The organism is Pseudoneobacillus rhizolycopersici (assembly GCF_054786815.1).
In genome coordinates this window covers 1-24,733 of record NZ_JBTOOE010000019.1, presented here as the reverse complement: position 1 = coordinate 24,733, position 24,733 = coordinate 1, and the positions used below count along the sequence as shown (strand labels likewise).

Below are 24,733 nucleotides of genomic sequence, written 5' to 3'. Positions count from 1 at the left end.
GGGGAAAGATAATGAATCTAATTGAGATAAGGCAACACCATAACAGTTTTAATGAATGGCTAGAGTCTCTGTTAAGTGTTGATGATCAAATTTGGTATGCACCTTTGTCAGCAGGAAAATGGTCGACCGCAGCTGTTATATCTCATATTTTGTATTGGGACAGATATTCACTAGGACAGCATTTTCCGTACTTCAGACAAGGTGCAACATTAGATGGGTTTCCTGATTTTCAACAGGTTAATAACGAGGCAGCAGCGTATGCACATAATGGCGTCACAAAAGAACAATTACTGGAAGAAATACTTGCAGTACGAGAGAAGTATAGCAAGGTTATTGATAGGTTACGAGAAGAGGATTTAGAAATATCCTTTTCGATTGGGGGACATACCTTAACAATCTGTGATTATTTTAAAGATTTTATCGGCCATGACCTTCATCATCAAAAACAAATTGTTGAAGTGTTAAAAGACGCATAATGGTAAAACAAAAGACGTGTCTATCCACGTCTTTTGCTTATTCTTCACTTAATTCTCCAATTTCAACGATAGTCCGTTCTTCAAGAGGTCCTCTTAGGTGTACTGTAACTGTTCTTCCATCTTCATTTAATCCGTCAATCCATACCGAAGTTCCATTATATTTCACCTCAATATCTGCACTAGATGATAGAATTTGTTTAACCCGATTAATATCCATTTTGTATCACCTCATTTTTAATTCATCTATAGTTTAGTGATAAACACATTTTTTATTCGTAAGCGCCAAGAAATGAAATAAGGAAAGCTATTAAAAGGTGTTCAATCACCTTTTAATAGCTTTCCCCTAGCTTCTTAAATATTGGTTTATGGTAATTCTTTTGGGTCTTTGTGAGGGTTTGTTGCTCTTTCATTCCAGTATAGTATTGTAGTAACTGTTTTGCTTGATTCAATGAAAGAGTTGATTTAGGGTTTCGTCGAGTATCATCTAATTTCCCTAGATGGGGCAATTCTGCAAAGTCTGATTTTGTAGGGGGAATGTGAAAGGTATATTCACCACAGACCACTAATACATCTGAACGTTGTTGACTATTGCCGGGATTTTGGGAGAAATGCAGACCTACTTTTTTAGCTTTCCCTTCTTTAAGCATTTTTTTTATAGCCTCATGCTTAAGTGAATACAGTTGTCTAGGATTTGGAGCTGTTTTTGCATGACGATTCACGGTGAAGATAGCCTGTGAGAGGTTGCTTTGAGTTGGCTCGAGTAGTATAGAGGATGTCTTTTTTCGATCCACAATTGAAACTCCTTTCATAAATCTATTAATTCTATTATATCTATTTTGGGGAAAAACAAAAACTAAAATATAAACTTTTTGAATGAAAACAAAATAAAAAAGGAAGGTCAATTGAAAGACCTTCCTCTTTATTACATTGATTTTAAGGTAAAAATGGTTAGTTCAGGCTTAGAGAGAAATCGAAATGGCATACGAGTTGTTCCAATCCCTCGATTAACATATAATGTTAATTGTTTCTCTAAATGACTAATTTCATAAATCCCTTCATGATATTTCTTAGCAAATGGGGGAGTTATTAGTGCACCAATAAAGGGTAATTTAATCTGCCCACCATGACTATGGCCACTTAGCTGGAGCTGTACCCCCAATTCAACCGAGTCGTCAGCAAGATCTGGAGCATGAGAGAGTAAAATTTTATAATGATGATTAGGGACGTTTTTTAAAGCCTCCCTATAATTTGGTTTACCTAACATGGCATCATCTATTCCAATAAGAGAAATGCTACTATTATCTACCATTTTTACTTGTCTAGACTGATTTAATAATAAATCAAAATCCGATAACTCCATAATAGAACGATAAATCTTGGAGCCATAACCCCCATGGTCATGGTTACCATAGATAGCATATTTTCCAAAGGGGGCTGAGAGGTTTTTTAAGTGTGGGATAATATCATCTGCAAAAGGGTATTCGTTAGGTGCATCCATTAAGTCACCTGTAAACAGAATAATATCTGGTTTCAATTGATTAATTTTTAACATTAACTCTTTAAATTGATTCAAATCATAATGAAAGCCTAGATGTGTGTCACTAAACTGAAGAATTCTAAGGCCGTCAAAGCTTTTGGGAATATCCGAATGTTCTATAGTTAATGAATTCACCTCAAGGGACCTAGGTTCTATCTGGTTAGCATAGAAATATCCCCCATAACCAGCACCAAAAAATGTTAATAATGTTCCAATCGTTCGTTTTAGGAATGATCTTCTTGAAACCTTCTTTTTTGTCATTCTTTACCCAACCTACTCTTGTTTATTCCTAATTAATACTAACAAAGAATGATATGAAAAAGAAGTAAAAAATCTCAGTTAAAAAATAACAAGGGACATAAAATCCCTTGTTATTGATAGGAGACCGCTCTAGATTTTAATGCTTCCCATGACTTAATAAACCTTTGTTTATTGACTTTAACATTCTTACGATTAGAAAGAGGATCATTTAAATAAACATTTTGCTGATCGAAACCAACTAAAACAACGGCATGTAAATCTAAAGGTGTTTTGATTGTTTGTGTTCCATGTCGCCAGGACTCCCATCGGTCAGGAAGGCGATAATCACCAGTGGTCCAAATAACAACTGGATAACCTTTTGAAACATGCTGTAGGACTTTGTCAAAGGGTTGATTCGTTAAATTTACGGATCTTCCCGGTAAATAATCATTAACTAACTGCGAAATAGGCTTATCAAATACCGCATAGCCTGCCCGCTTCCCGGTCATATCACCAACAAACCCTTGGTGAGGGTCCCCCCAATAAACAATATCGCCATTAGCTGCTCTTTTTATTGGGTCTGGGTCTTTTTTAACCTTTTTGTAAAGCTCTAGCTTACTAACTTTTACACCTGCAAATTGGAGAACCATCGCTAAACTTGTCACCTCACACCCATATCGTAATTCTGGATTTTGGTTTATTAAGGGGACGTTTAACAATTTAGAAACAGGCTGACTAAGAACAGTGATATTGTTATTTACTGGAGTATTCAATGAAACTTTTGTATATTGAGTATGATTATTATTTTCGAATTGATGTAGTACAGTAGCATTACTTACTTTTTCTGCAAAACAGAAACTTACTAAGGATAATACTGCCACAAAAAAATGGAGCCTTTTCAAGTCAACACATCCTTTCGAATGGCATTCATAGTATATGTTTGAACGTAGATTATTTAAATTAGTTTTCTTTTGGTTCAGAATGAAAAATATGATAAACATCATGAATATAATGTTAGGAAGATAAGGAGGTTTTTCGATGGATGCCCTGGATATCTTAACGGATTTAGATAATGTATTTCCTTATTTTCAAGCAATATTTAGTGCGGATGAACATCGTATTATCGGTTATGAAGTTTTTGGCAGGTATCAAAGTAAGCAGGATATTATTAGCATTGGTTATTTTTTTGGCGACAAACAAATACCGGAGGAGTATCGACTACTTGTCGATAATATTGTACTAAAAAAGGCTTTAAACCAAGCCATTCATTTAGATTACGAATGTTTATTATTTATTAATCGAAATGCGGAACTTTTACTTCATGATGAAGAGGAAAGTTTTCTAAATATTTTAAAGGAATATGAAAAATTAGGGATTAGTTTGGATCGTTATGTTTTAGAAATTTCAGGAAGTTTAGGGGTTGACGAGGTAGACCACCTAGAGCACATATTTAATTATTATCGAACCTATGGAATTAAAATCGCCATGGATAAAATTGGCGATGAAAGTGGTCAGTTAGATCGAGTTGGCCAGCTTTCTCCAGAAATCATTAAAGTGAATTTAAAAACATTACGGTCAACTGAAAATTCAAGATCCTTTCAGGACGTATTATTTACATTATCGATGTTAGCAAGAAAAATTGGTGCTACTCTTCTTTTTGAAAATATTGAAATGGTTCATCAACTTCAGTTTGCATGGAAAAATGGTGGCCGTTACTACCAAGGCTATTACTTACAAAAGCCAATTGACCACTTCAGTGATAGAAATCTTTTAAGAGATCAATTAAAAAAGGAAATACATGGGTTTGTTGTTTTTGAAAAGAAAAAATTATTATCATTAATGGAATTAAGGGATTCTTTACAGCATAAAGTGCAATTAATTTTAAACAAAAATAAAAAATTCGATACTTATGACGAGTGGTTAACAATCCTTAGTAAAGAATTCGATGAAATGGCCTTTCGTTTATATGTTTGTGATGAGGATGGTTTTCAAAAATCTGCCAATATAATAAAGCAAAATCAAAAATGGATTTTGCAAAAGGAATACATTAATAAAAATTGGAGCTGGCGGCCATTTTTTTTGGAAAATATTATCTATATGAGAAAGGAGCAAAAAGGAATTTTATCTGATCTTTATAGTGATATTGAAACGGGGGAACAAATTCGTACTTTTTCTTATATCCTAAATGAAAGAGATTTTATTTTTGTGGATATTAGTCATGACTATTTATACGATCAATTAAAATTTTAAGAGTCGCTATTCGACTCTTTTTTTATTTTTTCTGTCTAATACTGCCACTATTTAACGAACGCTTTATTGAATATTTGGACTAATTTATTGTTAAAATGAATATACTAGTTAGTTAAAAAACTTAAAGAGGGGGAAAAAATGCAAAAATTAATCATGCCATTTTTATTGATCACTGCCATTATCATTTATTTTTTACCAGACTCCCCTCAAGCTAACGAAGAAGTTATTCCATCACGAGAGATGGTATTTCAATTACTGGAGTCTGCCTTTAGGGCACAAATCTCCTTAAGTGAAGAAGATCGATCGATAGAGGAGATTAATTCCATCCTTGATCCTTATTTTTCTAAAGATTATAGTCAAAAATTTTTAGATGTAAATCTTCATGAGGAAAACGGTAAATATTTTACTTATGGAACAGATTTTGGGGAATATTATATTCCGTTTTTTCATTATTCAGAGTACACAAAGATCGTTATTGAACCAAAGGAAATTTATGTATTTGAATATTTTCCGCAAAAACAGCAAGGTCCAGTTGGGTATGATTCCCATTATGAAGGTATTTTGTTATCAAAAGATGGGGATAAGTGGAAAATTTCTAATTATCTTATGAATCAAATCCCTGAAAGAATTATAAGGATGGCCCTTTAACAATCCCTCGATTTTAAAAAAAATGGCTCCTTTCAAAATTTTTACTTGTACAAACATACCTAATTAATTTATTCTGTTAATATTGGCATGTTGGTTGGTAAATCTTGAAAAAGATATATTAGGATAAAAACATGTTAAGGGAAGAAACCTAAAGGTACTGGTCGGTATGAAAGGAGAGAGAGTATGTCACAACTTCAAGGGATTTTGACACGTTTAAAAAACCTACAAGAACAAGCAAGTGGAGGAGAATCCACTCAAAGATATTTTGAAGTAAATGGGGAAAAGAAATGTCAGGTTACATTTCATCCTAAAACTTCCACCTTTGAATTAGAAATATATAATGAAAAGGAAAAACCAAAACGTTATCAATTCGATAATATTGATATGATTACTATTGAAATTTTTGATTTAATTCAATAATAAAGAGACCTTATTTACCGGTCTCTTTTTTGCTTTTTAAAAAATAAACTTGAAAAGGAACATGTTTTAATCATTTATTTAGCCCCATTAACTAGGTTTCTATGTTAAAATGAAGGCGGTTTAGTTTATATGAAAAATGGGGTATTATGATGAACAACCTATATGAAAGTGAATTTTTTCAATATAAAATACAGGAATTAATGATCCCTTCTGAAAAAGTAGCTCATGTGCAGATGGGGAATACTCTTGAGCATGCATTGCTAGTTCTAACAAAGAGCGGTTATACGGCAATACCTGTCTTGGATACAGATTATAAATTAAAGGGATTAATCAGTACACCAGTTATTTTAGACTCTATATTGGGCCTTGAACGCATTGAATTTGAAAAACTCGAAAAAAATAGAGTAGAACATGTCATGAATGCTTCAATCCCACGAATACCGTTACATGGTTCCCCTATAGACGGACTAGAACTATTAATTAACCATCCATTTGTCTGTGTAGAAAATCAAGATGGATATTTTGAAGGGATTTTAACGAGAAGGGCTTTCTTAAAATTACTTTTCAAACAAGCAAAGTATTAAAAACGCCATAGATGATTGCTTCAAAGACTCCGTTCGTAGAAACGGAGTTTTTTTAAAATATTTAATAATGAGGGGATTAAATGTCATCTCTTTCTGAATTTCAATTATTAGCTGTACTTGCCCAGGAAATGAATATGAGAAAAGCGGCTGAACGTCTTTTTGTTACCCAACCTGCCCTATCACAGCGCCTGCAAAATATTGAGAAGGAATGGGGAGCCAAGCTGTTTATTCGCTCTCAAAAAGGCTTATCATTAACACCTGAGGGAGAGCATGTGATTAATTTTGTAAAAGTTACTTTAAAAAGGGAAGAAGAGGTACGTGAGGCACTGTATGCTCTTCAAAATGAGGTTCATGGAACCTTGAAAATTGCCGTCGCTTCCATAGTTGGTCAAAACTGGTTACCACAAGTCCTGAAGATGTTTATACAACGGTATCCACAAGCAAAAATATCGTTAATAACCGGGTGGAGTAGTGAAATATTAAAAGCCATGTATGAGGATCAAGTACATATCGGTATTATTAGAGGTACTCCAGATTGGAAGGGAGTAAAAATACATCTGTTTAAAGATGGCCTTTATTTGGTTGACACTGAAATATCGAATCCAGAACAAGTTTTAGAAACAGATCGGCCATTTATCCAATTTAAAAGTGATTCCAATTATTATCAGGAAATCCAGGACTGGTGGCATCGTAAGTTCCAATCCACACCAAAACGCACTGTTATTGTTGACCAAATTGAAACTTGTAAACAAATGACTTTTAATGGAATCGGATATGCTATTTTACCTGCCATTACCCTAAATGGAGCCGAAAAAGATATCTTTAAGGTACCATTGTTGGATGAACACGGAGAACATTTAAGTCGTGATACATGGCTACTGGGCTATGAATCCGCCTTTGAATTAAAGCAGGTTAAAGCCTTTGTCGAAGTTATTCAAGAATTTATTGCACTGGCTAAAGAATAATAAAATTATTTACTTGTCTAAAAAATCGATGTTTGTTAAAGTATGAACTAGTAAAACACCATAGGGAGGAATATGAATTGAAAATGATGGATGCAAACGAGATTATCTCGTTTATTCAAAATAGCAAAAAAGCAACACCAGTAAAAGTTTACATAAAAGGAAATCTTGATGATATCGATTTTGGCACTGCATCAAAAACGTTTATTACTGGAAATACAGGAGTTGTTTTTGGTGAATGGGCAGAAATTAACATAGCTTTACAAGAACATAAAGATAAAATTGAAGATTATGTGGTGGAGAATGACCGTCGTAATTCGGCAATTCCTTTATTAGATACAAAAAATATCAAAGCGAGAATCGAGCCTGGTGCAACAATCAGAGATCAGGTTGAAATTGGTGATAATGCTGTCATTATGATGGGGGCTACAATAAATATCGGTGCCGTTATTGGTGAAGGTACAATGATTGATATGAATGTGGTATTAGGCGGGCGCGCAACCGTTGGTAAGAATTGCCATATTGGTGCGGGTACGGTTTTAGCAGGGGTAATTGAACCACCTTCTGCAAAGCCAGTAATTGTTGAAGATGATGTTGTTATTGGTGCTAATGCAGTTGTTTTAGAAGGCTGTACAGTAGGAAAGGGTGCAGTTGTGGCTGCAGGTGCTGTGGTTATTGAAGACGTTCCACCGTACACAGTTGTCGCAGGTACTCCGGCTCGTGTCATTAAACAAATTGATGAAAAGACCAAATCAAAAACAGAAATCAAACAAGAGTTAAGACAACTTTAAAGTTAACTAACAAAAGCGTGGAGCCTTCCACGCTTTTCTAATAGGAGGTAGAAAATGAATCCTTTTATCGCCATAAGAAGAGATCTGCATCAAATTCCTGAACTAGGATACCAGGAATTTAAAACTCAAAGTTATTTATTACAATACCTATCAACATTGCCAAATGAAAGATTAGCCATAAAAAAATGGAAAACTGGACTTTTTGTCAAAGTAAAGGGATTGCAACCAAAGAAAACAATTGGGTATCGTGCAGACATGGATGGGTTGCCAATTAAAGAAGAGACAAATTTTGCGTTTCAGTCTACTCATGAAGGCAAAATGCATGCTTGTGGTCATGATTTCCATATGAGCATTGCTTTAGGAGTCTTAACACATTTTGTACAAAATCCTATCAATGATAATTTATTATTTATTTTTCAACCGGCAGAAGAAGGACCGGGTGGGGCAGAACCTATGTTAAATTCTGATATTATGCAGGATTGGCTACCCGACATGATTTTTGCCCTTCATATCGCGCCTGAATATCCTGTCGGTACAGTTGCGGTAAGGGAAGGTCTCCTATTTGCTAATACATCTGAATTGTTTATTGATTTAAAAGGAACGGGTGGACATGCCGCTTATCCTCATAACACAAATGATATGGTCGTGGCAGCTTGTGCGTTAGTTACACAGTTACAAACGGTAATTGCCAGAAATATTGACCCTCTCGATAGTGCTGTTATTACAATTGGAAAAATTACTGGTGGGACAGTACAAAATATCATTGCTGAAAATGCTCGTTTAGAAGGTACAATACGGACGTTATCAGTTGAATCAATGAAAAAAGTAAAAAAACGGGTTGAAGCAATTGTCAAAGGGATTGAAGTAGGATTTGAATGTACTGCCACAATCGATTTTGGTTGTATGTACCATCAGGTATATAATCATGAGGAAATGACAAAAGAGTTTATGGAATTCACCAAACAGCACAGTGAAATGACCCTTTTTGAATGTCGCGAGGCAATGACAGGGGAAGATTTCGGATATATGATAGAACGAATCCCTGGTTTTATGTTTTGGCTAGGTGTAGCATCCGATTATGGGCTTCACCATGCTAAGCTCAACCCCAATGAACTAGCCATTGATAAAGCGATTACCTTTATTAAAGAATACCTTCAATTTAAAGATGGTAAATAAATAATTAATTAAAGTAATTATTACCTAACATTGACTCAAATGTAAACATCCTCTATAATGGAAAATGTTGAGGGGAAAATAAATACATAATAGCTCAATTATTTTTTATTTGGAGGGATTAGATATGCCAGAACGTATGGTAGGAAAACAAGCACCGCGTTTTGAAATGGACGCAGTATTAGCTGACAAAAAATTTGGAAAAGTAAGCCTTGAAGAAAACATGAAAAACGATAAATGGACTGTTCTTTTCTTCTATCCAATGGATTTTACTTTCGTTTGCCCAACTGAAATCACAGCTCTTTCTGATCGTCATGATGAATTCGAAGATTTAGATGCAGTAGTAATTGGCGTATCAACTGATACAATTCATACTCACCTTGCTTGGATAAACACAGATCGTAAAGACAATGGTCTTGGTGATTTAAATTACGCATTAGCGGCTGATACAAATCACGTGGTTTCTCGCGAATATGGTGTTTTAATTGAAGAAGAAGGTATTGCGCTTCGTGGATTATTCATCATTAGCCCGAAAGGCGAATTAATGTATTCTGTTGTCAACCACAACAATATCGGCCGTGATGTGGACGAAACACTTCGCGTGTTACAAGCACTGCAAACTGGTGGACTTTGCCCAGCTAACTGGAAGCCAGGTCAAGCAACTTTAAAAGTATAAATATTATTTAGACCTAACTCTTAAGTTAGGTCTTTTTACAAGGGAGAGATAAAGATGAAATTACGCGAGCCAATGCCGGAATTAACTGGGGCAACCGAATGGTTAAATGCCGAAGTAACAAAAGAGCAATTGGTTGGTGAAAAACCAACTTTAATTCATTTCTGGTCTGTAAGTTGTTACTTATGTAAGGAAGCAATGCCACAAGTTAATCAGTTCCGTGATCAATATCGTGACAAGCTTAATGTAGTTGCTGTCCATATGCCAAGATCTGAGGAAGATCTAAACCTCGAAGAAATTAAAAAGACTGCTGCAGAACACGGAATTACTCAACCAATTTTTGTTGATAGCGAACATAAGTTAACAGAAGCATTTGAAAATCAATATGTTCCAGCCTACTATGTGTTTGATAAGGACGGGAATCTCCGTCACTTCCAAGCGGGTGGAAGTGGGATGAAAATGTTAGAAAAGCGTGTCAATCGTGTACTTGATGAATTAGATAAAGCTGAATAAAGAAAAAACCGACAATACTTCTTGTCGGTTTTTTCTTTTTCAATATTTTTTAAACAAAATACTGGTAAATTACTTCGAAACCCGATATATTTATATTTATGTTCTTATTTTTAAAATTAAAAAATTTCTAACAAAGGAGGGCCATCATGGATACATTTAAGAAATTAAAACCCTACTATTTGCCGTTTTTAAAGTATTTTATATGGTCGATTGTATTTTTACTATTGTTAACTGTCATTACAACGGTTTACCCGATTATTTTGCAATTAACAATAGATGAAGTTGTACTGGGGCAAAAATATAACTGGGTTCCATATTTGGCAATTGGCTTTATTCTACTAATGGTCATTAAAGGGGTCGCAACATACATAAATCAATATTACGGTGATTTATTTGGAATAAAAGCTGTTTTTTCGCTTCGAAATGCATTATATAAAAAATTGCAGTTTTTACCATTTCGTTACTATGATAATGCTAAAACTGGAGACTTAATGTCACGATTAACAGCCGATGTCGAAGGATTTCGCTTTTTTCTTTCCTTTGGGATCTCTGAACTAATCAGACTAGTTTTATTAATTGCGATTAGTTTTGGTGTTATGTTCTATTATTCTATCGCTTTAACGTTTGTGACATTGATAACTTTACCTTTCTTAGGAATAGTTGTTTATAAATTCGATCGAGCCGTTCACCCAGCCTTTCGGGGGATTCGAAAATCTTTTGGGAAATTGAATACAAAGGTTCAGGAAAACATTAGTGGAATCAATACAGTTAAATCATTATCTCGGGAAGAATTTGAAATCGGTAAATTTAATAACTCCAATGGTGATTATAAGGATAGTTATTTATCAACCTCAATTATTTGGGCTAAGTATTTCCCGTTAATGGAGTTTTTAGGAAATTTGAGCGTCGTTTTCTTATTATCATTTGGTGGTTATTTAGTTATTAATGGCAGCTTAAGACCAGGGGAATTGGTTGCTTTTTATAGTCTTGTTTGGTATATCATTTGGCCAATTGTTAACTTAGGTTTCGTTATTAATATGTTTTCTCAAGCTAAAGCTTCCGGTGAAAGGTTGTTAGAGGTTTTAGAAGAGGAGAAACAAATTGTTGAGCGACCAGGAGCTGTAGAAATCGACAAACTGCATGGGGAAGTAGAATTTCGTAATGTGACTCTAAGCTATGCTGAGGACACTGAAGACGCTCTTTACGATATATCCTTCAGTGCACACCAAGGAAAAGTGGTAGGTTTAATTGGTTCGACAGGTGCAGGGAAAACAAGTTTAACCCAACTGATGACACGTTTTTATGAACCTGTGAGTGGGGAAATCTATATTGATGGTCGTGCAATAACTGAATATAGTCTATTATCTTTACGGAAAAATATTGGCTTTGTTTTACAGGAATCATTTTTATTTTCTTCATCCATCAAAGCAAATATCTCTTATGGTAATCCGGATGCTCCAATGGAACAAATTATCGATGCCGCCAAACGTGCTCAAGCTCATGACTTTATAATGGAGCTCCCTGATGGATACGATACGATCCTTGGTGAACGGGGAATGGGGCTATCAGGTGGCCAAAAACAACGGATTGCGATTGCTAGAGCGATTTGTGTAGATCCAAGTATTTTAGTCCTTGATGATGCAACAAGTGCAGTTGATATGGAGACTGAACACAAAATCCAAAAGGCTTTAGTGGAGGTAATGAAAAATAGAACTACGTTTATTATTGCCCATCGAATTTCTTCCCTGAAGCATGCAGATGAAATTTTAGTATTAGAAAACGGCCGGATCGCTGAAAGAGGTACTCATGACACGCTCGTTAACAATCAAGGTTTATACCAACGTATTTACGAAATTCAATATAAGGATCAACTAGTCAATCTACCAACACAAGCAGGATGAATAAAAGGAGGTGCAATGTGTAATGCAAAAGAAAAAAATTAACGAAAACGTCTTAAAACGATTTCATTATTCTACAGATCAAGTCATTGATAAGCCTTTTAACTGGAAACAAATGCTTCGCTTATTCAGTTATATGAAACCATACCGCAAAAACCTATTACCTTTATCTATTGCAATGGTTATCATTACCACGCTAGTACGTTTAGCGATACCAACCCTTATCGGAGTATATACTTTTGATAAAGCAATTGTTCAAAAGGATGTAGGATTGTTAACTGTCTTAATTGCCATCATTGGCTCTTTATACGTTGCCAATTACGTAGCCAATATCTTTCGAATCAAATGGATGAATGAGCTCGGACAAAGTGTCATTTTTGACCTTAGAAAGCATTTATTTACCCATGTACAAGGCTTATCTCACCGGTTCTTTGATCAGCGTTCAGCTGGGTCAATTTTAGTGAGAATCATGAATGATATTAACTCGTTGCAGGAATTGTTTACAAATGGAGCAATCAATCTGCTAATGGATATTGTTTTGCTAGTTGGAATCATTATTATCTTATTTAGCTTAAGTCCTTCACTTGCAATTGCTGTCCTACTCATTCTGCCAATTATGTTCTTCATTTCGACGAGTTTGCGAAAAAATATTCGTAGGGCATGGCAGCTAGTTCGTTTGAAACAAGCAAAAATGAATTCACATTTGAATGAAAGCATCCAGGGGATAAGAGTGACACAATCTTTTACTCAAGAAAGAGAAAATATGTCCTTTTTTGATGGGGTGAATTGGGAAACGTACGAATCTTGGCGAATTGCCTCACAAAAAAATGCGATGTTTAGACCGTTTGTAGAAATGACCAATGCTCTTGGCACAGCTGTGTTAATTTGGTTTGGAGCTAGTCTAATTCAGGATAACTCTCTTTCCATTGGGGAATTTGTTTCTTTTGCTTTTTATTTAGGGATGTTTTGGGAGCCAATTTCAAGGCTTGGACAGGTTTATAACCAACTACTAATGGGTATGGCTTCTTCGGAAAGGATTTTTGAGTTTTTAGATGAGAAACCATTAGTAGCAGAAAAGGAAAACCCACTTCATTTGGATCAAATTAAAGGACAAATAGAATTTGAAGATGTCGTCTTTTCTTATGATGAAAAACGTTCCGCGTTAAAAGGGATTAACCTTGCGATAAAGGCTGGTCAAACCATTGCCTTAGTCGGACATACTGGATCTGGGAAGACGACGATTGCCAATCTAGTTAGTCGATTCTATGACGCAACTAGTGGTGTAGTAAAAATAGATGGTGTAAATATTAAAGATATTTCTTTAAAAAGTCTGCGTCACCAAATCAGTGTTGTATTACAGGATACATTTATTTTTTCCGGAACTATTATGGAAAATATCCGTTTTGGTAAGCCGGATGCAACGGATGAAGAGATCAAAAGGGCAGCTGAGGCTGTTGGTGCAAATTTCTTTATTGAAAAGCTTCCAAATGGCTATTTGACGGAAGTAGAAGAACGTGGAAATGTGTTATCTGTTGGTGAGAGACAATTATTATCATTTGCTCGTTCCTTATTAGCTGATCCAAAGATATTAATATTAGATGAGGCGACGGCAAGCATTGATACAGAAACGGAATTAAAGATTCAAAATGCCTTACGTACACTATTAAAGGACAGAACAGCCATTATTATTGCTCACCGATTATCGACGATTCGTGATGCTGACCATATTTTTGTGTTAGACCATGGGGAGATTATCGAAAGTGGAAATCATCAGCAGCTGATGCAGCTTGGTGGGGAATATAGCCAACTTGTAAATGCTCAATTCCAAGTCTATAATGCAAGTTAAATTATTTGGACGTGTGATTAGATTTGTTTTCACACGTCTTTTCTTATGGGGTTGTTTGTGTTTTTATATATGCTAAAATGAATACATATTGCTTAATTAGCTGGAGGAATAAACGTGAAAAAGGAATTTGCGGTAATTGGGTTGGGGCGATTTGGGGGAAGCATCTGCCGGGCGCTTTCAGAGCAAGGGGCTGAAGTAATGGCGATCGATAGTAATGAAGACCGTGTTAACCAGTTTACCATGATTGCTTCTCATGCTGTGGTTGGAGATACAACCGATGAAAACGTACTTAAGAGCCTTGGAATCCGTAATTTTGACCATGTGATTGTTGCTATTGGTGACGATATTCAATCAAGTATTTTGACCACGCTCATTTTAAAGGAATTAGGTGTTAAAAATATTACAGTCAAGGCACAAAATGATTATCATGAAAAGGTACTTCTTAAAATAGGAGCCGACCATGTCGTACATCCTGAGAGAGACATGGGGAGAAGAATTGCCAATAACATCATATCCAACAGTGTTCTTGACTACTTGGAACTTTCAGACCAACATAGCATTGTTGAGATTGTAGCTAGCGATAAATTAGACGGACATTCTCTCATTGATCTTGACATCCGCGCGAAATACGGTATCAATATCGTAGCGATGAAAAGAGGTGAGGATATTTTAGTTTCACCTCAAGCAAGCGAGGTCATCCGTAAAGGGGACATATTAATTGTAATCGGTGCAGATGCCGATATAAACCGTTTTGAGAAGAAAGTCATTCAATAAATAAAGAAGGTACATGCAAAGATTAGCATGTACCTTCTTTATTTAAAACGTGTTATAGACGTTTTCACACTCGGCACCTGTCGGTTCATAGAAACAATGTCGTTTAAATCTTCCGACATGAGGTTGATTATACCAGGTTGGCGGACAATCCCCTGGTGGGCGAAAATACCATAAACTGAATCTTGCTGGCCAGATTCTTTCGCCTTTTATTACTCTTCTAGCTAACTGTTTTTCATTTTCTCTTGCCCGCTGATAAAAATAACCTTTAGTAGTTGCCTCAAAAGCTTTAGGCTGATAAATCATTTGTGGAATAGTACGAATCCCTTTAAAATCGGAGCAGTTGGCCCGGATTCGATTAATTCCAACGTTCCCGACCATTAGCATACCCTGATTGCCCTCACCCTCTGCCTCTGCTCTAAGCAGCCTTGCTAATAAATCGATATCGGCTTCTCTTGCACTTACAACCGCCATACAATCACCCTTTCGTGATACTTCCCTTTTATCATATTGCTCTTAAGTGGCGTTGTTTCCATCGTTTATTTGCAAATAATAAAACCCAGCATGAAGTTGCTGGGTAGAGTCGTGATTAAACCTCCATAATAATAGGGAGAATCATTGGACGACGTTTCGTTTTTTCATATAAAAATGGCGATAGCGTATCGCTAATTTCATTTTTGATTTCAGACCATTGGGTAGTTTTTCGGTCAGCAATTACTTTTGTTAAATGTTTCGACAATAAATTTTGTGCTTCATTAATTAAATCTCCAGATTCGCGCATATAGACAAATCCACGAGAGATAATATCTGGTCCTGAGGCAATTTTTGATTCTTTCATATTAACACTTACAACAACAACAACTAATCCCTCTTCAGAAAGGATTCTCCGATCTCTTAAAACGATATTTCCAATGTCACCAATACCGCTACCATCGATATAAACTACGCCGGATGGGACTTTTCCTGCGATTTGTGCGCTATCTTCGGAAAGTGCTAAAACTTCCCCATTATCCATGATAAAGCAATTTTCTTCAGGAACTCCACAGTCAATAGCTAATTTTGAATGCATTTTTTGCATCCGATATTCCCCATGAATTGGCATAAAAAACTTCGGTTTAATTAATCTTAACATTAGTTTTTGTTCTTCTTGACCACCGTGTCCAGAAGTATGAATATCGCTTAAAGGACCATGGATGACATCCGCTCCCGCTTTAAAAAGCATATTAATGGTACGGCTTACACTAATCGTATTTCCAGGAATCGGTGAAGATGAGAACACAACCGTATCACCAGGAATAATTTGAATTTGACGATGTGTCCCACTTGCAATCCTTGAGAGGGCAGCCATTGATTCACCTTGGCTACCAGTGCATAATATCGTCACTTGGTTAGCGGGAAGACGATTAATCTGCTGTGCATCGATAAATGTATCTTTAGGAGCGACAATGTAACCTAAATCTTGTCCAATTGTAATGGCCGCTTCCATACTTCTCCCAAAAACAGCTATTTTTCTACCATTTTGCACAGCAGCTTCTACTACTTGCTGAAGGCGGTGGATATTAGAGGCAAAGGTCGCAAAAATAATTCTTCCTTCGACTTTACGGAAGATATCTTGAATACTTTCACCAACCCGACGCTCTGACATAGTGAAATTCGGAATTTCACTATTCGTACTATCAGAAAGAAGACAAAGCACTCCTTCTTTACCGATTTCTGCCATTTTAGTTAAGTTGGCTGGTTCACCAACTGGGGTAAAATCAAATTTAAAATCCCCAGTGTGAACAATTTGCCCATTTGGTGTTTTGACAACAATTCCATAAGTATCTGGAATACTATGTGTAGTTCTAAAAAAGGATACTGAGGTTTTTCGAAATTTTATAACATCCTCTTCTTTGATTTCGATTAACTTTGCATTTCTTAAAAGACCATGCTCTTCCAATTTATTGCGAATAAAACCGAGGGCAAGCTTTCCACCGTAAATCGGGATATTAACTTCCCTTAATAAATAGGGAATTCCGCCAATATGATCCTCATGGCCATGTGTGACGAATAATCCCTTGATTTTATCTTCGTTTTTAACTAAATAAGAATAATCAGGAATGACATAGTCTATCCCCAAAAGCTCATCTTCTGGAAATTTAATACCTGCATCTATCACAATTATTTCATCCTGAAATTGAACTGCATAGGTATTTTTACCGATTTCTCCTAGACCACCTAATGCAAATACAGCTGTTTGGTCATTCTTTACAAATTTCATAAATTATCCGATCTCCAATACGTTAAAATCTTCATTTTCTTTTTCATATTTTAAATAGGCACCTTGAACCGCCTCGATGAACTCGATGTTATAACCGCGGTCTGCCAGCTTACTGCGTACTTCCCTTTCAAAGTTTGCTTCAACATAAAGTGTTTTTGTCTTTTCACGAACAGGTACTTCTGTTACGGCTTCTTGATAGTAAACTTTATAAATCATTTTATTCGCTCCTAACTCCAATTAAACTTTTTCTATTATATAAGAAAATACCTTCTTTTTCATGTATTTTCTTTTATTGGTTGATTTTTCATTTAAATAGTCTGATTTAATTTACAATAAGGAAGGAGCCCTTCGCAAGTTTGAAGGGCTCAACTAAGAAAAATTCTTTTTTAAGCAATTGTTTTTTTTCTCAATAAATCTTTCCACTGTTTTAAAAGCTTTTCACGTAGCTTCTTTAACATGGTGGATCATCTCCTTACTTCCTATTTTAAACAATCCTTGTCCAATGTAAAGAAGGGGATGCTAGTTAAATGAAAATTTGTTTGAAATCGACCTTCTCTCTTTACTATATTATATGATAGTTTGACAATTTTTTTCACTCTTGCTGGTGGAATTAATTGGAATGTTGAAATTCAGACAAAAATAAAAATAAAAGACTGACGAATCGTCAATCTTTTCGAAAACGTCTATCTGTCAATGGCAATAGCATTTTCAATTTCTTTAAATTTGTCTGTTTTATCAATATAATCATAAAACATAATTCCGTTTAAATGATCAATTTCATGTTGGAAAACTATAGCTGGTAGGCCTTTTAGTCGCAATTTAACTTCGTTACCATCCTCATCATAACCTTTAACTGTAATTCTCGCGTAACGAGGAACATAACCAGGTATATTTTCATCAACAGAAAGACAGCCTTCCCCTGATGTCAAATAAGACTTTTCAACAGAATGACTAATGATTTTGGGATTTATAAGTGCGTAACTATATAGCTGATCTTTTTCATCTTTTACATGAACAGCAATCATTCGTTTTGAAACATTAATTTGCGGCGCTGCTAATCCAATCCCGGGACGAAGGTTATATTGAAGAGCGATTTCAAGGTCTTGACTATTTTTTACATATTCTAAAAGGCTGTGGAGAATTTGTTTATCCTCATCCGAGACAGGGAATTTGACCTCTTCAGCAATTTTTCTTAAAGTCGGATGGCCATCACGAATGATATCTTTTGTTGTTAACATGCGAGTAATCACTCCTCATCTTGCATTATCTCCATATAGTTTATCAAACAATACGATAATTGTTAACTGACTATTGGTATGTAATAATTATATTAGGGGGGATCATAATGGTTCAAATGAAAAAAAGTCTTGCTATTTTCTTTATTTTATTAAGTAATCTTATGCTACTTAGTGGATGCTTTAATCAAAAAGCAATACCAGAAAAAATCTATGAGATAATGGAAAAGGTGGTTATTGCTGAGAAAACGTTTGAAACACAACAGCTTCCTTTAGTACAAGCTGAAAAAAAGGAAAAACAATTATATGATCAAATAATTTCATTAGGTATGAAGGAATCAGAACAAATTGCTCAATTAGCTGACGTGGCCTTGAAGTCAGTTGAGAACCGAGCAGCATTGATGGATTCTGAAACAGAAAGCATCGAACAATCCAAACAGCAATTTGAAGAAGTAAAGCCGTTAATTGAAAAGTTAAATGAACCAGAGTTGCAACAGAGTGCGGTACAATCGTATGATGTGATGATGGAAAGATATGCTCTCCACACAGAATTGCAATCGGCTTATTCAAAAGCATTAGATTTAGACAAAGAATTATATAATCTTTTTAAAAATCAAGATGTGACAATGGAAAAGTTAGAAAGCCAAATTAATGAAATTAATGCAAATTATAAGAAAATTCATAAAATAAATGATCAATTTAATGCAAAGACAGAGGAATATAATCAATTAAAATTAATCTTCTATCAAAAAGCAGGTCTAAATATTGAATCAAAGAAATAGGACAGATACCATCTGCCCTATTTCTTTTTTTAATTATAATACAGATACTATAAAATAAATAATACAGATATAAAATATTATATGTTTATAAACTATATATCCATAGTGAAAAATTAAAAACACTAAACAATTGACGATATTTCTTACTTAATGTAAACTTAAAATCGTAGAAAAAATTGTACTACTTTAATATCAAAAACCATTAATACAGAATAGGATATACATATATAATTGAAAATGTATTAGTTTTAATTGTTCTGTGGAAAACTAGGGTGTCGCATAAAAATGATTCAATCATTTCGTTTCTAATTAAATGGTTTCTTGGGTAATCTAAGTAGGAAATTCGTATTATAAAATTTATTTTTTCTTAATAGAAAGGAAGAGGTGACGTAATATGGCTTCTAACGTAAAAAAAGCATTATTTGATGCAGCTGCCCAGTCCGACAATGTGAGTCAACAATTTCAAACACTTCAAATATTGAATGAACAAGGCGAAATCGTTAATGAAAGTGCAATGCCTGATTTAAATGATGAACAACTCCAGGAATTAATGAGAAGAATGGTCTATACACGTATTTTAGATCAGCGTTCTATTTCTTTAAACCGTCAAGGGCGTTTAGGGTTTTATGCGCCAACGGCAGGGCAAGAAGCTTCTCAGTTAGCATCCCAGTATGCTTTAGAAAAAGAAGATTATATTCTCCCAGGCTATCGTGATGTTCCTCAAATGATTTGGCATGGCCTACCGTTAGCAAAAGCGTTCCTGTGGTCAAGAGGTCATTTTGAAGGCGGACAAATTCCTGAGGGAGTAAATGCATTACCGCCACAAATTATTATCGGAGCTCAATATATTCAAGCAGCAGGCGTTGCTCTAGGTATGAAGAAGCGTGGAGTAAAAGCTGTTGCCATTACTTATACAGGTGATGGAGGCTCCTCGCAAGGTGATTTCTACGAAGGTATTAATTTTGCCGGCGCCTACAAAGCACCAGCCATTTTCGTCGTTCAAAATAATCGTTTTGCCATTTCAACCCCTGTAGAAAAACAATCAGCGGCTAATACCATTGCCCAAAAAGCTGTTGCAGCAGGAATTCCGGGAATTCAAGTTGATGGAATGGACCCACTAGCAGTATATGCAGCTGTACGTGAAGCGCGTGAACGTGCAATTAATGGTGAAGGTCCTACCTTAATCGAAACATTAACCTATCGTTATGGTCCTCACACTATGGCTGGAGATGATCCAACACGATATCGTACAGCAGAATTAGATAATGAATGGGAAAAGAAAGATCCACTTGTAAGATTCCGTAAGTTCCTAGAGAAAAAAGGAATTTGGAATGAACAAATGGAAAATGACGTAATTGAAAAAGCAAAAGAAGATATTAAGGAAGCCATCGCGGAAGCAGATAAAGCTCCGAAGCAAAAGGTAACTGACTTAATTTCGATTATGTATGAAGAAATGCCACAAAATCTAAAAGAACAATATGAAATTTACAAAGAGAAGGAGTCGAAGTAGACATGGCGCAAATGACTATGATTCAAGCCATCACCGATGCGTTAAGAACCGAACTAGCTAATGACCCTAATGTATTAATTTTTGGGGAAGACGTAGGGGTTAATGGTGGGGTGTTCCGTGCTACTGAAGGCCTTCAAAAGGAATTTGGAGAGGAACGAGTATTTGATACTCCACTTGCAGAATCTGGAATCGGTGGATTAGCGATTGGTCTTGCATTACAAGGATTTCGTCCGGTACCCGAAATTCAATTCTTTGGCTTTGTATATGAAGTAATGGATTCCATCAGCGGACAGTTGGCCCGTATGCGTTATCGTTCAGGGGGACGTTATAATGCTCCTGTTACAATCCGTTCCCCATTTGGCGGCGGTGTACATACACCGGAAATGCATGCAGATAGTCTTGAAGGGCTTATGGCTCAGCAACCTGGTTTAAAAGTAATTATCCCTTCAACACCATATGATGCTAAAGGCTTATTAATTTCAGCTATCCGTGATAATGATCCAGTTATTTTCTTAGAGCATATGAAACTATACCGTTCTTTCCGACAGGAAGTTCCAGAGGGAGAATACACCATCCCTATCGGAAAGGCAGAAGTGAAGCGTGAGGGAACAGATCTAACTATTGTCACATATGGTGCAATGGTTCACGAGTCATTAAAAGCTGCAGAAGAGCTAGCTAAAGAAGGGCGTTCAGTAGAGGTTATAGATTTACGTACTATCGCTCCACTTGACATTGAAACAATTATTACATCTGTCGAAAAAACTGGACGTGCAATTGTGGTACAGGAAGCACAGAAACAAGCGGGTATTGCTGCACAAGTAGTTGCTGAAATCAATGATCGTGCGATTCTAAGTTTGGAAGCACCAGTATTGCGTGTTGCTGCACCAGATACTGTATTTGCCTTCCCACAAGCAGAAACAGTTTGGTTACCAAACTTCAAAGATATCATTGAAACAGCGAAAAAGGTTCTCGAGTTTTAATTTAAAGGGCAATTATTGCCCTTTTCTTGTAAAAGTTTTCATACTGACTGAATTAAGGAGGAAAAACCGTGTCATTCCAATTTAAACTACCGGATATCGGTGAAGGTATCCATGAAGGTGAAATAGTTAAATGGTTTGTAAAAAAGGGCGACAAAGTAAAAGAAGATGATGTCCTGTGTGAAGTTCAAAACGATAAAGCTGTTGTGGAAATTCCATCACCAGTAGCAGGAACTGTAGAAGATGTATTAGTACCCGAAGGAACCGTTGCAACCGTTGGACAAACCTTAATTACCTTTGATGCACCTGGGTACGAACATTTAAAGTTTAAAGGTGATGATCACCATGACGATGCTCCAAAGCAAGAAGAGGTAAAACCAGAACCTCAAGCAACGACAACTCTAAGTAACGAAAGCACTACAGGAGCTGCCATTGCCCAAACACAGGAGACAGTTGACCCAAATAGACGAGTTATTGCGATGCCTTCAGTAAGAAAGTATGCCCGTGAAAAAGGTGTCGATCTTCTCCGTGTTCAAGGTTCAGGTAAAAATGGCCGTATCTTAAAAGAAGATATTGATAGCTTCTTAAGTGGCGGTGCAGCTCAAGTCGTTGCAGAAGATAAAACAGTAGACCAAGTTGCTTTAGCATCAACAGAAGAGAAAACACCAGTTGTAGCAACGATTCCACAAGGACAATATCCGGAGACTCGTGAGAAGATGTCTGGAATCCGTAAGGCTATTGCGAAGGCGATGGTTAATTCCAAGCATACAGCACCACATGTGACTTTAATGGATGAGGTTGATGTGACAAAGTTAGTTGCTCATCGTAAAAAATTCAAAGAAGTGGCTGCAGCCAAAGGAATTAAGTTAACTTTCTTACCTTATGTGGTCAAAGCTTTAACTAGTGCATTAAGAGAGTTCCCAGCATTAAATACTTCATTAGATGATGCTGCTGGTGAAATTATTCATAAGCATTACTACAACATTGGAATTGCAGCTGATACTGAAAAAGGTTTATTGGTGCCAGTAGTAAAGGATGCCGACCGGAAATCTGTTTTTACGATTTCAAATGAAATCAATGAGCTTGCTGGAAAAGCTCGTGATGGCAAGTTAGCTCCAGATGAAATGAAAGGTGCATCTTGCACGATTTCCAATATTGGATCTGCAGGTGGACAATGGTTTACACCGGTTATCAATCATCCTGAAGTGGCAATTCTAGGTATTGGTCGCATCGCAGAGAAACCAATTGTGAGAGATGGCGAAATTGTAGCAGCTCCAGTACTAGCATTATCATTAAGCTTCGATCACCGTATGATTGATGGAGCTACTGCTCAAAACGCATTAAATCATATTAAGCGACTATTAAACGATCCTGAATTATTGCTAATGGAGGCGTAAACAGATGGTTGTAGGAGATTTTCCAATTGAAACCGATACACTTGTCATTGGTGCGGGACCTGGAGGTTATGTTGCGGCAATTAGAGCTGCACAACTAGGTCAAAAAGTAACCATTGTAGAGAAAGGGAATTTAGGCGGGGTTTGCTTAAATGTCGGCTGTATCCCTTCAAAAGCACTAATTGCCGCAGGTCATCGTTATGAAGTGGCTAAACATTCTGATGATATTGGTATTACAGTAGAAAATGTTAAAGTTGATTTTTCCAAGGTACAGGAATGGAAAGCTGGCGTTGTCAAAAAGCTAACTGGCGGAGTAGAAGGCCTTTTAAAAGGGAATAAAGTTGATATCGTTCGCGGAGAAGCTTATTTTGTCGATGCAAATACGTTGCGGGTAATGAATGAAAACTCGGCACAAACGTACAATTTTAAGCATGCGATTATTGCAACAGGCTCACGTCCTATTGAATTACCTGCTTTTAAATACACTAAGCGTGTTCTTGATTCAACTGGAGCTCTTGCGCTCACTGAAATACCAGGTAAGATTGTTGTCATTGGCGGAGGCTATATTGGTACCGAATTAGGCGGGGCCTATGCTAGCTTTGGTACACAGGTGACCATTTTAGAAGGTACAGATGAAATCTTGGGTGGATTTGAAAAGCAAATGTCCGCACTTGTAAAGCGTAACCTAAAGAAAAAGGGTGCTGAGATTATTACCAAGGCCCTTGCTAAAGGTGTTACTGAAACGGAAACAGGTGTTACCGTAACTTATGAGGTTAATGGTGAAGAAAAGTCAGTTGATGCAGATTATGTTTTTGTCATGGTCGGCCGTAAACCGAACACAGATGAACTAGGGTTAGAGCAAGTTGGTATTGAAATGGCAGAGCGCGGTATTATTAAGACTGATAACCAATGCCGTACAAGTGTAAACAATATTTTCGCGATTGGCGATGTTATTGCTGGTCCACCACTTGCTCACAAAGCATCTTATGAAGGTAAAATTGCTGCAGAAGCCATCGCAGGACATCCTGCACAAATTGACTACTTAGCCATTCCAGCAGTTGTGTTCTCAGATCCGGAATTAGCTTCTGTTGGATATACAGAAGCACAAGCAAAGGAAGAAGGGATCGAGGTTACTGCTGCAAAGTTCCCATTTGCTGCTAATGGCCGTGCCTTAGCCTTAAATGCGACAGACGGATTTGTTAAACTTGTAACCCGTAAGGAAGACGGTTTAGTGATTGGTGCTCAAATAGCGGGACCAAGTGCCTCAGATATGATTGCTGAGCTTGGACTAGCTATTGAGGCAGGTATGACGGCAGAAGACTTAGCCATGACCATTCACGCTCATCCAACCTTAGGTGAAATCACGATGGAAGCCGCAGAAGTAGCCATCGGAAGTCCAATTCATGTGATAGTGAAATAATGTCTAATTGGCTATGGCCCTCTCAATCTGAGAGGGTTTTTTTGTTCCCGATGATATGTGAATTTTTACTTTCTTAGATGCATGCGGTAGGAAGAAGGGGATCGGTAGCCAAGAGCTAGTCTTGTCGCCCGATTTTTGTGTGAAAAGTTGAAATCGGTAGCCAAGGACCTGTCTTGTCGCCCGATTTTAAATAGGAGATTCGAAATCGGTAGCCAAGAGCCAGTCTTGACGACCGATTTTTGTGTGAAGAGCTGAAATCGGTAGCCAAGATCCTGTCTTGTCGCCCGATTTTTGTGTGAAGAGTTGAAATCGGTAGCCAAGAGCCAATCTTGTCGCCCGATTTTAAGTGGGAGAGTCGAAATCGGTAGCCAAG

Annotated in this window: 27 protein-coding genes; 18 read left to right on the top strand and 9 right to left on the bottom strand. The window is 36.5% G+C overall.

Features of this window, described 5'->3' with window-relative positions:
* Positions 1 to 11 precede the first annotated feature (11 nt).
* Positions 12 to 476 (top strand): DinB family protein, encoded by a 465-nt coding sequence (locus ACX9YW_RS17025; RefSeq protein ID WP_460348621.1) that lies wholly within the window; start codon positions 12 to 14, stop codon positions 474 to 476.
* Positions 477 to 513: 37 nt separating this feature from the next.
* Here ACX9YW_RS17025 and ACX9YW_RS17020 read toward each other — a convergent pair whose 3' ends face one another.
* The 4 genes from ACX9YW_RS17020 to ACX9YW_RS17005 all read right to left on the bottom strand — a co-directional run bounded on the left by ACX9YW_RS17020 (position 514) and on the right by ACX9YW_RS17005 (position 3,155).
* Positions 514 to 693: a small, acid-soluble spore protein, H family gene (locus ACX9YW_RS17020; protein WP_460348619.1), complete on the bottom strand. Its 180-nt coding sequence runs from the start codon at positions 691 to 693 to the stop codon at positions 514 to 516.
* Positions 694 to 805: 112 nt separating this feature from the next.
* Positions 806 to 1,285 (bottom strand): YkyB family protein, encoded by a 480-nt coding sequence (locus ACX9YW_RS17015; protein WP_460348761.1) that lies wholly within the window; start codon positions 1,283 to 1,285, stop codon positions 806 to 808.
* Between the two features lie 113 nt (positions 1,286 to 1,398).
* Positions 1,399 to 2,274 (bottom strand): metallophosphoesterase, encoded by an 876-nt coding sequence (locus ACX9YW_RS17010; protein WP_460348617.1) that lies wholly within the window; start codon positions 2,272 to 2,274, stop codon positions 1,399 to 1,401.
* A 110-nt stretch (positions 2,275 to 2,384) separates the two neighbouring features.
* Positions 2,385 to 3,155 carry a C39 family peptidase gene (locus ACX9YW_RS17005; protein ID WP_460348615.1) on the bottom strand — a complete coding sequence of 257 codons (771 nt, stop codon included), beginning with the start codon at positions 3,153 to 3,155 and terminating at the stop codon, positions 2,385 to 2,387.
* 136 nt (positions 3,156 to 3,291) lie between these two features.
* Between ACX9YW_RS17005 and ACX9YW_RS17000 the strand changes: the two genes are divergently transcribed.
* From ACX9YW_RS17000 to ACX9YW_RS16945, 12 genes are all read left to right on the top strand, one after another.
* On the top strand, positions 3,292 to 4,503 hold the full coding sequence (locus ACX9YW_RS17000) for an EAL domain-containing protein (protein WP_460348613.1): 1,212 nt from the start codon (positions 3,292 to 3,294) through the stop codon (positions 4,501 to 4,503).
* Between the two features lie 138 nt (positions 4,504 to 4,641).
* Positions 4,642 to 5,151 carry a DUF3993 domain-containing protein gene (locus tag ACX9YW_RS16995; RefSeq protein WP_460348611.1) on the top strand — a complete coding sequence of 170 codons (510 nt, stop codon included), beginning with the start codon at positions 4,642 to 4,644 and terminating at the stop codon, positions 5,149 to 5,151.
* A 183-nt stretch (positions 5,152 to 5,334) separates the two neighbouring features.
* Positions 5,335 to 5,571, top strand: coding sequence for a YkuJ family protein (locus tag ACX9YW_RS16990; RefSeq protein WP_460348609.1), 237 nt, complete (start codon positions 5,335 to 5,337; stop codon positions 5,569 to 5,571).
* A gap of 149 nt (positions 5,572 to 5,720) precedes the next feature.
* Positions 5,721 to 6,155 carry a cyclic-di-AMP-binding protein CbpB gene (cbpB, locus tag ACX9YW_RS16985; RefSeq protein ID WP_460348759.1) on the top strand — a complete coding sequence of 145 codons (435 nt, stop codon included), beginning with the start codon at positions 5,721 to 5,723 and terminating at the stop codon, positions 6,153 to 6,155.
* Positions 6,156 to 6,235: 80 nt separating this feature from the next.
* Positions 6,236 to 7,120, top strand: a complete 885-nt coding sequence (ccpC, locus tag ACX9YW_RS16980; RefSeq protein WP_460348607.1) for a transcriptional regulator CcpC — start codon at positions 6,236 to 6,238, stop codon at positions 7,118 to 7,120.
* A 77-nt stretch (positions 7,121 to 7,197) separates the two neighbouring features.
* A complete protein-coding gene (gene dapD, locus ACX9YW_RS16975) occupies positions 7,198 to 7,908 on the top strand; it encodes a 2,3,4,5-tetrahydropyridine-2,6-dicarboxylate N-acetyltransferase (RefSeq protein WP_460348605.1) in 711 nt (236 codons plus the stop codon).
* Positions 7,909 to 7,962: 54 nt separating this feature from the next.
* Complete coding sequence (locus tag ACX9YW_RS16970) at positions 7,963 to 9,084, top strand: N-acetyldiaminopimelate deacetylase (protein ID WP_460348603.1); 1,122 nt, start codon at positions 7,963 to 7,965, stop codon at positions 9,082 to 9,084.
* A 124-nt stretch (positions 9,085 to 9,208) separates the two neighbouring features.
* The gene (locus ACX9YW_RS16965) at positions 9,209 to 9,757 is read left to right on the top strand and encodes a peroxiredoxin (RefSeq protein WP_460348601.1); all 549 of its coding nucleotides are present in this window, start codon (positions 9,209 to 9,211) and stop codon (positions 9,755 to 9,757) included.
* A gap of 54 nt (positions 9,758 to 9,811) precedes the next feature.
* The gene (locus ACX9YW_RS16960) at positions 9,812 to 10,267 is read left to right on the top strand and encodes a TlpA family protein disulfide reductase (protein ID WP_460348599.1); all 456 of its coding nucleotides are present in this window, start codon (positions 9,812 to 9,814) and stop codon (positions 10,265 to 10,267) included.
* Between the two features lie 146 nt (positions 10,268 to 10,413).
* Positions 10,414 to 12,168: an ABC transporter ATP-binding protein gene (locus tag ACX9YW_RS16955; RefSeq protein WP_460348597.1), complete on the top strand. Its 1,755-nt coding sequence runs from the start codon at positions 10,414 to 10,416 to the stop codon at positions 12,166 to 12,168.
* Between the two features lie 22 nt (positions 12,169 to 12,190).
* Positions 12,191 to 14,011 carry an ABC transporter ATP-binding protein gene (locus ACX9YW_RS16950; RefSeq protein ID WP_460348595.1) on the top strand — a complete coding sequence of 607 codons (1,821 nt, stop codon included), beginning with the start codon at positions 12,191 to 12,193 and terminating at the stop codon, positions 14,009 to 14,011.
* 114 nt (positions 14,012 to 14,125) lie between these two features.
* The gene (locus tag ACX9YW_RS16945; protein WP_460348593.1) at positions 14,126 to 14,785 is read left to right on the top strand and encodes a potassium channel family protein; all 660 of its coding nucleotides are present in this window, start codon (positions 14,126 to 14,128) and stop codon (positions 14,783 to 14,785) included.
* Between the two features lie 42 nt (positions 14,786 to 14,827).
* Here the strand turns inward: ACX9YW_RS16945 and ACX9YW_RS16940 are convergent, their stop codons facing one another.
* The 4 genes from ACX9YW_RS16940 to def all read right to left on the bottom strand — a co-directional run bounded on the left by ACX9YW_RS16940 (position 14,828) and on the right by def (position 18,280).
* Positions 14,828 to 15,256: a cell wall hydrolase gene (locus ACX9YW_RS16940; protein ID WP_460348591.1), complete on the bottom strand. Its 429-nt coding sequence runs from the start codon at positions 15,254 to 15,256 to the stop codon at positions 14,828 to 14,830.
* Between the two features lie 115 nt (positions 15,257 to 15,371).
* Complete coding sequence (gene rnjA / locus ACX9YW_RS16935) at positions 15,372 to 17,042, bottom strand: ribonuclease J1 (RefSeq protein WP_460348589.1); 1,671 nt, start codon at positions 17,040 to 17,042, stop codon at positions 15,372 to 15,374.
* A gap of 3 nt (positions 17,043 to 17,045) precedes the next feature.
* On the bottom strand, positions 17,046 to 17,258 hold the full coding sequence (locus ACX9YW_RS16930; protein ID WP_460348587.1) for a DNA-dependent RNA polymerase subunit epsilon: 213 nt from the start codon (positions 17,256 to 17,258) through the stop codon (positions 17,046 to 17,048).
* A gap of 467 nt (positions 17,259 to 17,725) precedes the next feature.
* Positions 17,726 to 18,280 carry a peptide deformylase gene (gene def, locus ACX9YW_RS16925; RefSeq protein WP_460348585.1) on the bottom strand — a complete coding sequence of 185 codons (555 nt, stop codon included), beginning with the start codon at positions 18,278 to 18,280 and terminating at the stop codon, positions 17,726 to 17,728.
* 107 nt (positions 18,281 to 18,387) lie between these two features.
* Between def and ACX9YW_RS16920 the strand changes: the two genes are divergently transcribed.
* The 5 genes from ACX9YW_RS16920 to lpdA all read left to right on the top strand — a co-directional run bounded on the left by ACX9YW_RS16920 (position 18,388) and on the right by lpdA (position 24,360).
* Positions 18,388 to 19,059 carry a YkyA family protein gene (locus ACX9YW_RS16920; protein WP_460348583.1) on the top strand — a complete coding sequence of 224 codons (672 nt, stop codon included), beginning with the start codon at positions 18,388 to 18,390 and terminating at the stop codon, positions 19,057 to 19,059.
* Between the two features lie 394 nt (positions 19,060 to 19,453).
* Positions 19,454 to 20,569: a pyruvate dehydrogenase (acetyl-transferring) E1 component subunit alpha gene (gene pdhA / locus ACX9YW_RS16915; protein ID WP_460348581.1), complete on the top strand. Its 1,116-nt coding sequence runs from the start codon at positions 19,454 to 19,456 to the stop codon at positions 20,567 to 20,569.
* A 2-nt stretch (positions 20,570 to 20,571) separates the two neighbouring features.
* Positions 20,572 to 21,549, top strand: coding sequence for an alpha-ketoacid dehydrogenase subunit beta (locus ACX9YW_RS16910; protein ID WP_460348579.1), 978 nt, complete (start codon positions 20,572 to 20,574; stop codon positions 21,547 to 21,549).
* A gap of 68 nt (positions 21,550 to 21,617) precedes the next feature.
* Positions 21,618 to 22,943: a dihydrolipoamide acetyltransferase family protein gene (locus tag ACX9YW_RS16905; RefSeq protein ID WP_460348577.1), complete on the top strand. Its 1,326-nt coding sequence runs from the start codon at positions 21,618 to 21,620 to the stop codon at positions 22,941 to 22,943.
* A gap of 4 nt (positions 22,944 to 22,947) precedes the next feature.
* The gene (lpdA, locus tag ACX9YW_RS16900; protein ID WP_460348575.1) at positions 22,948 to 24,360 is read left to right on the top strand and encodes a dihydrolipoyl dehydrogenase; all 1,413 of its coding nucleotides are present in this window, start codon (positions 22,948 to 22,950) and stop codon (positions 24,358 to 24,360) included.
* A 65-nt stretch (positions 24,361 to 24,425) separates the two neighbouring features.
* Here the strand turns inward: lpdA and ACX9YW_RS16895 are convergent.
* Positions 24,426 to 24,733 (bottom strand): hypothetical protein (locus tag ACX9YW_RS16895; protein ID WP_460348573.1); only part of this gene is annotated, 308 nt, incomplete at its 5' end.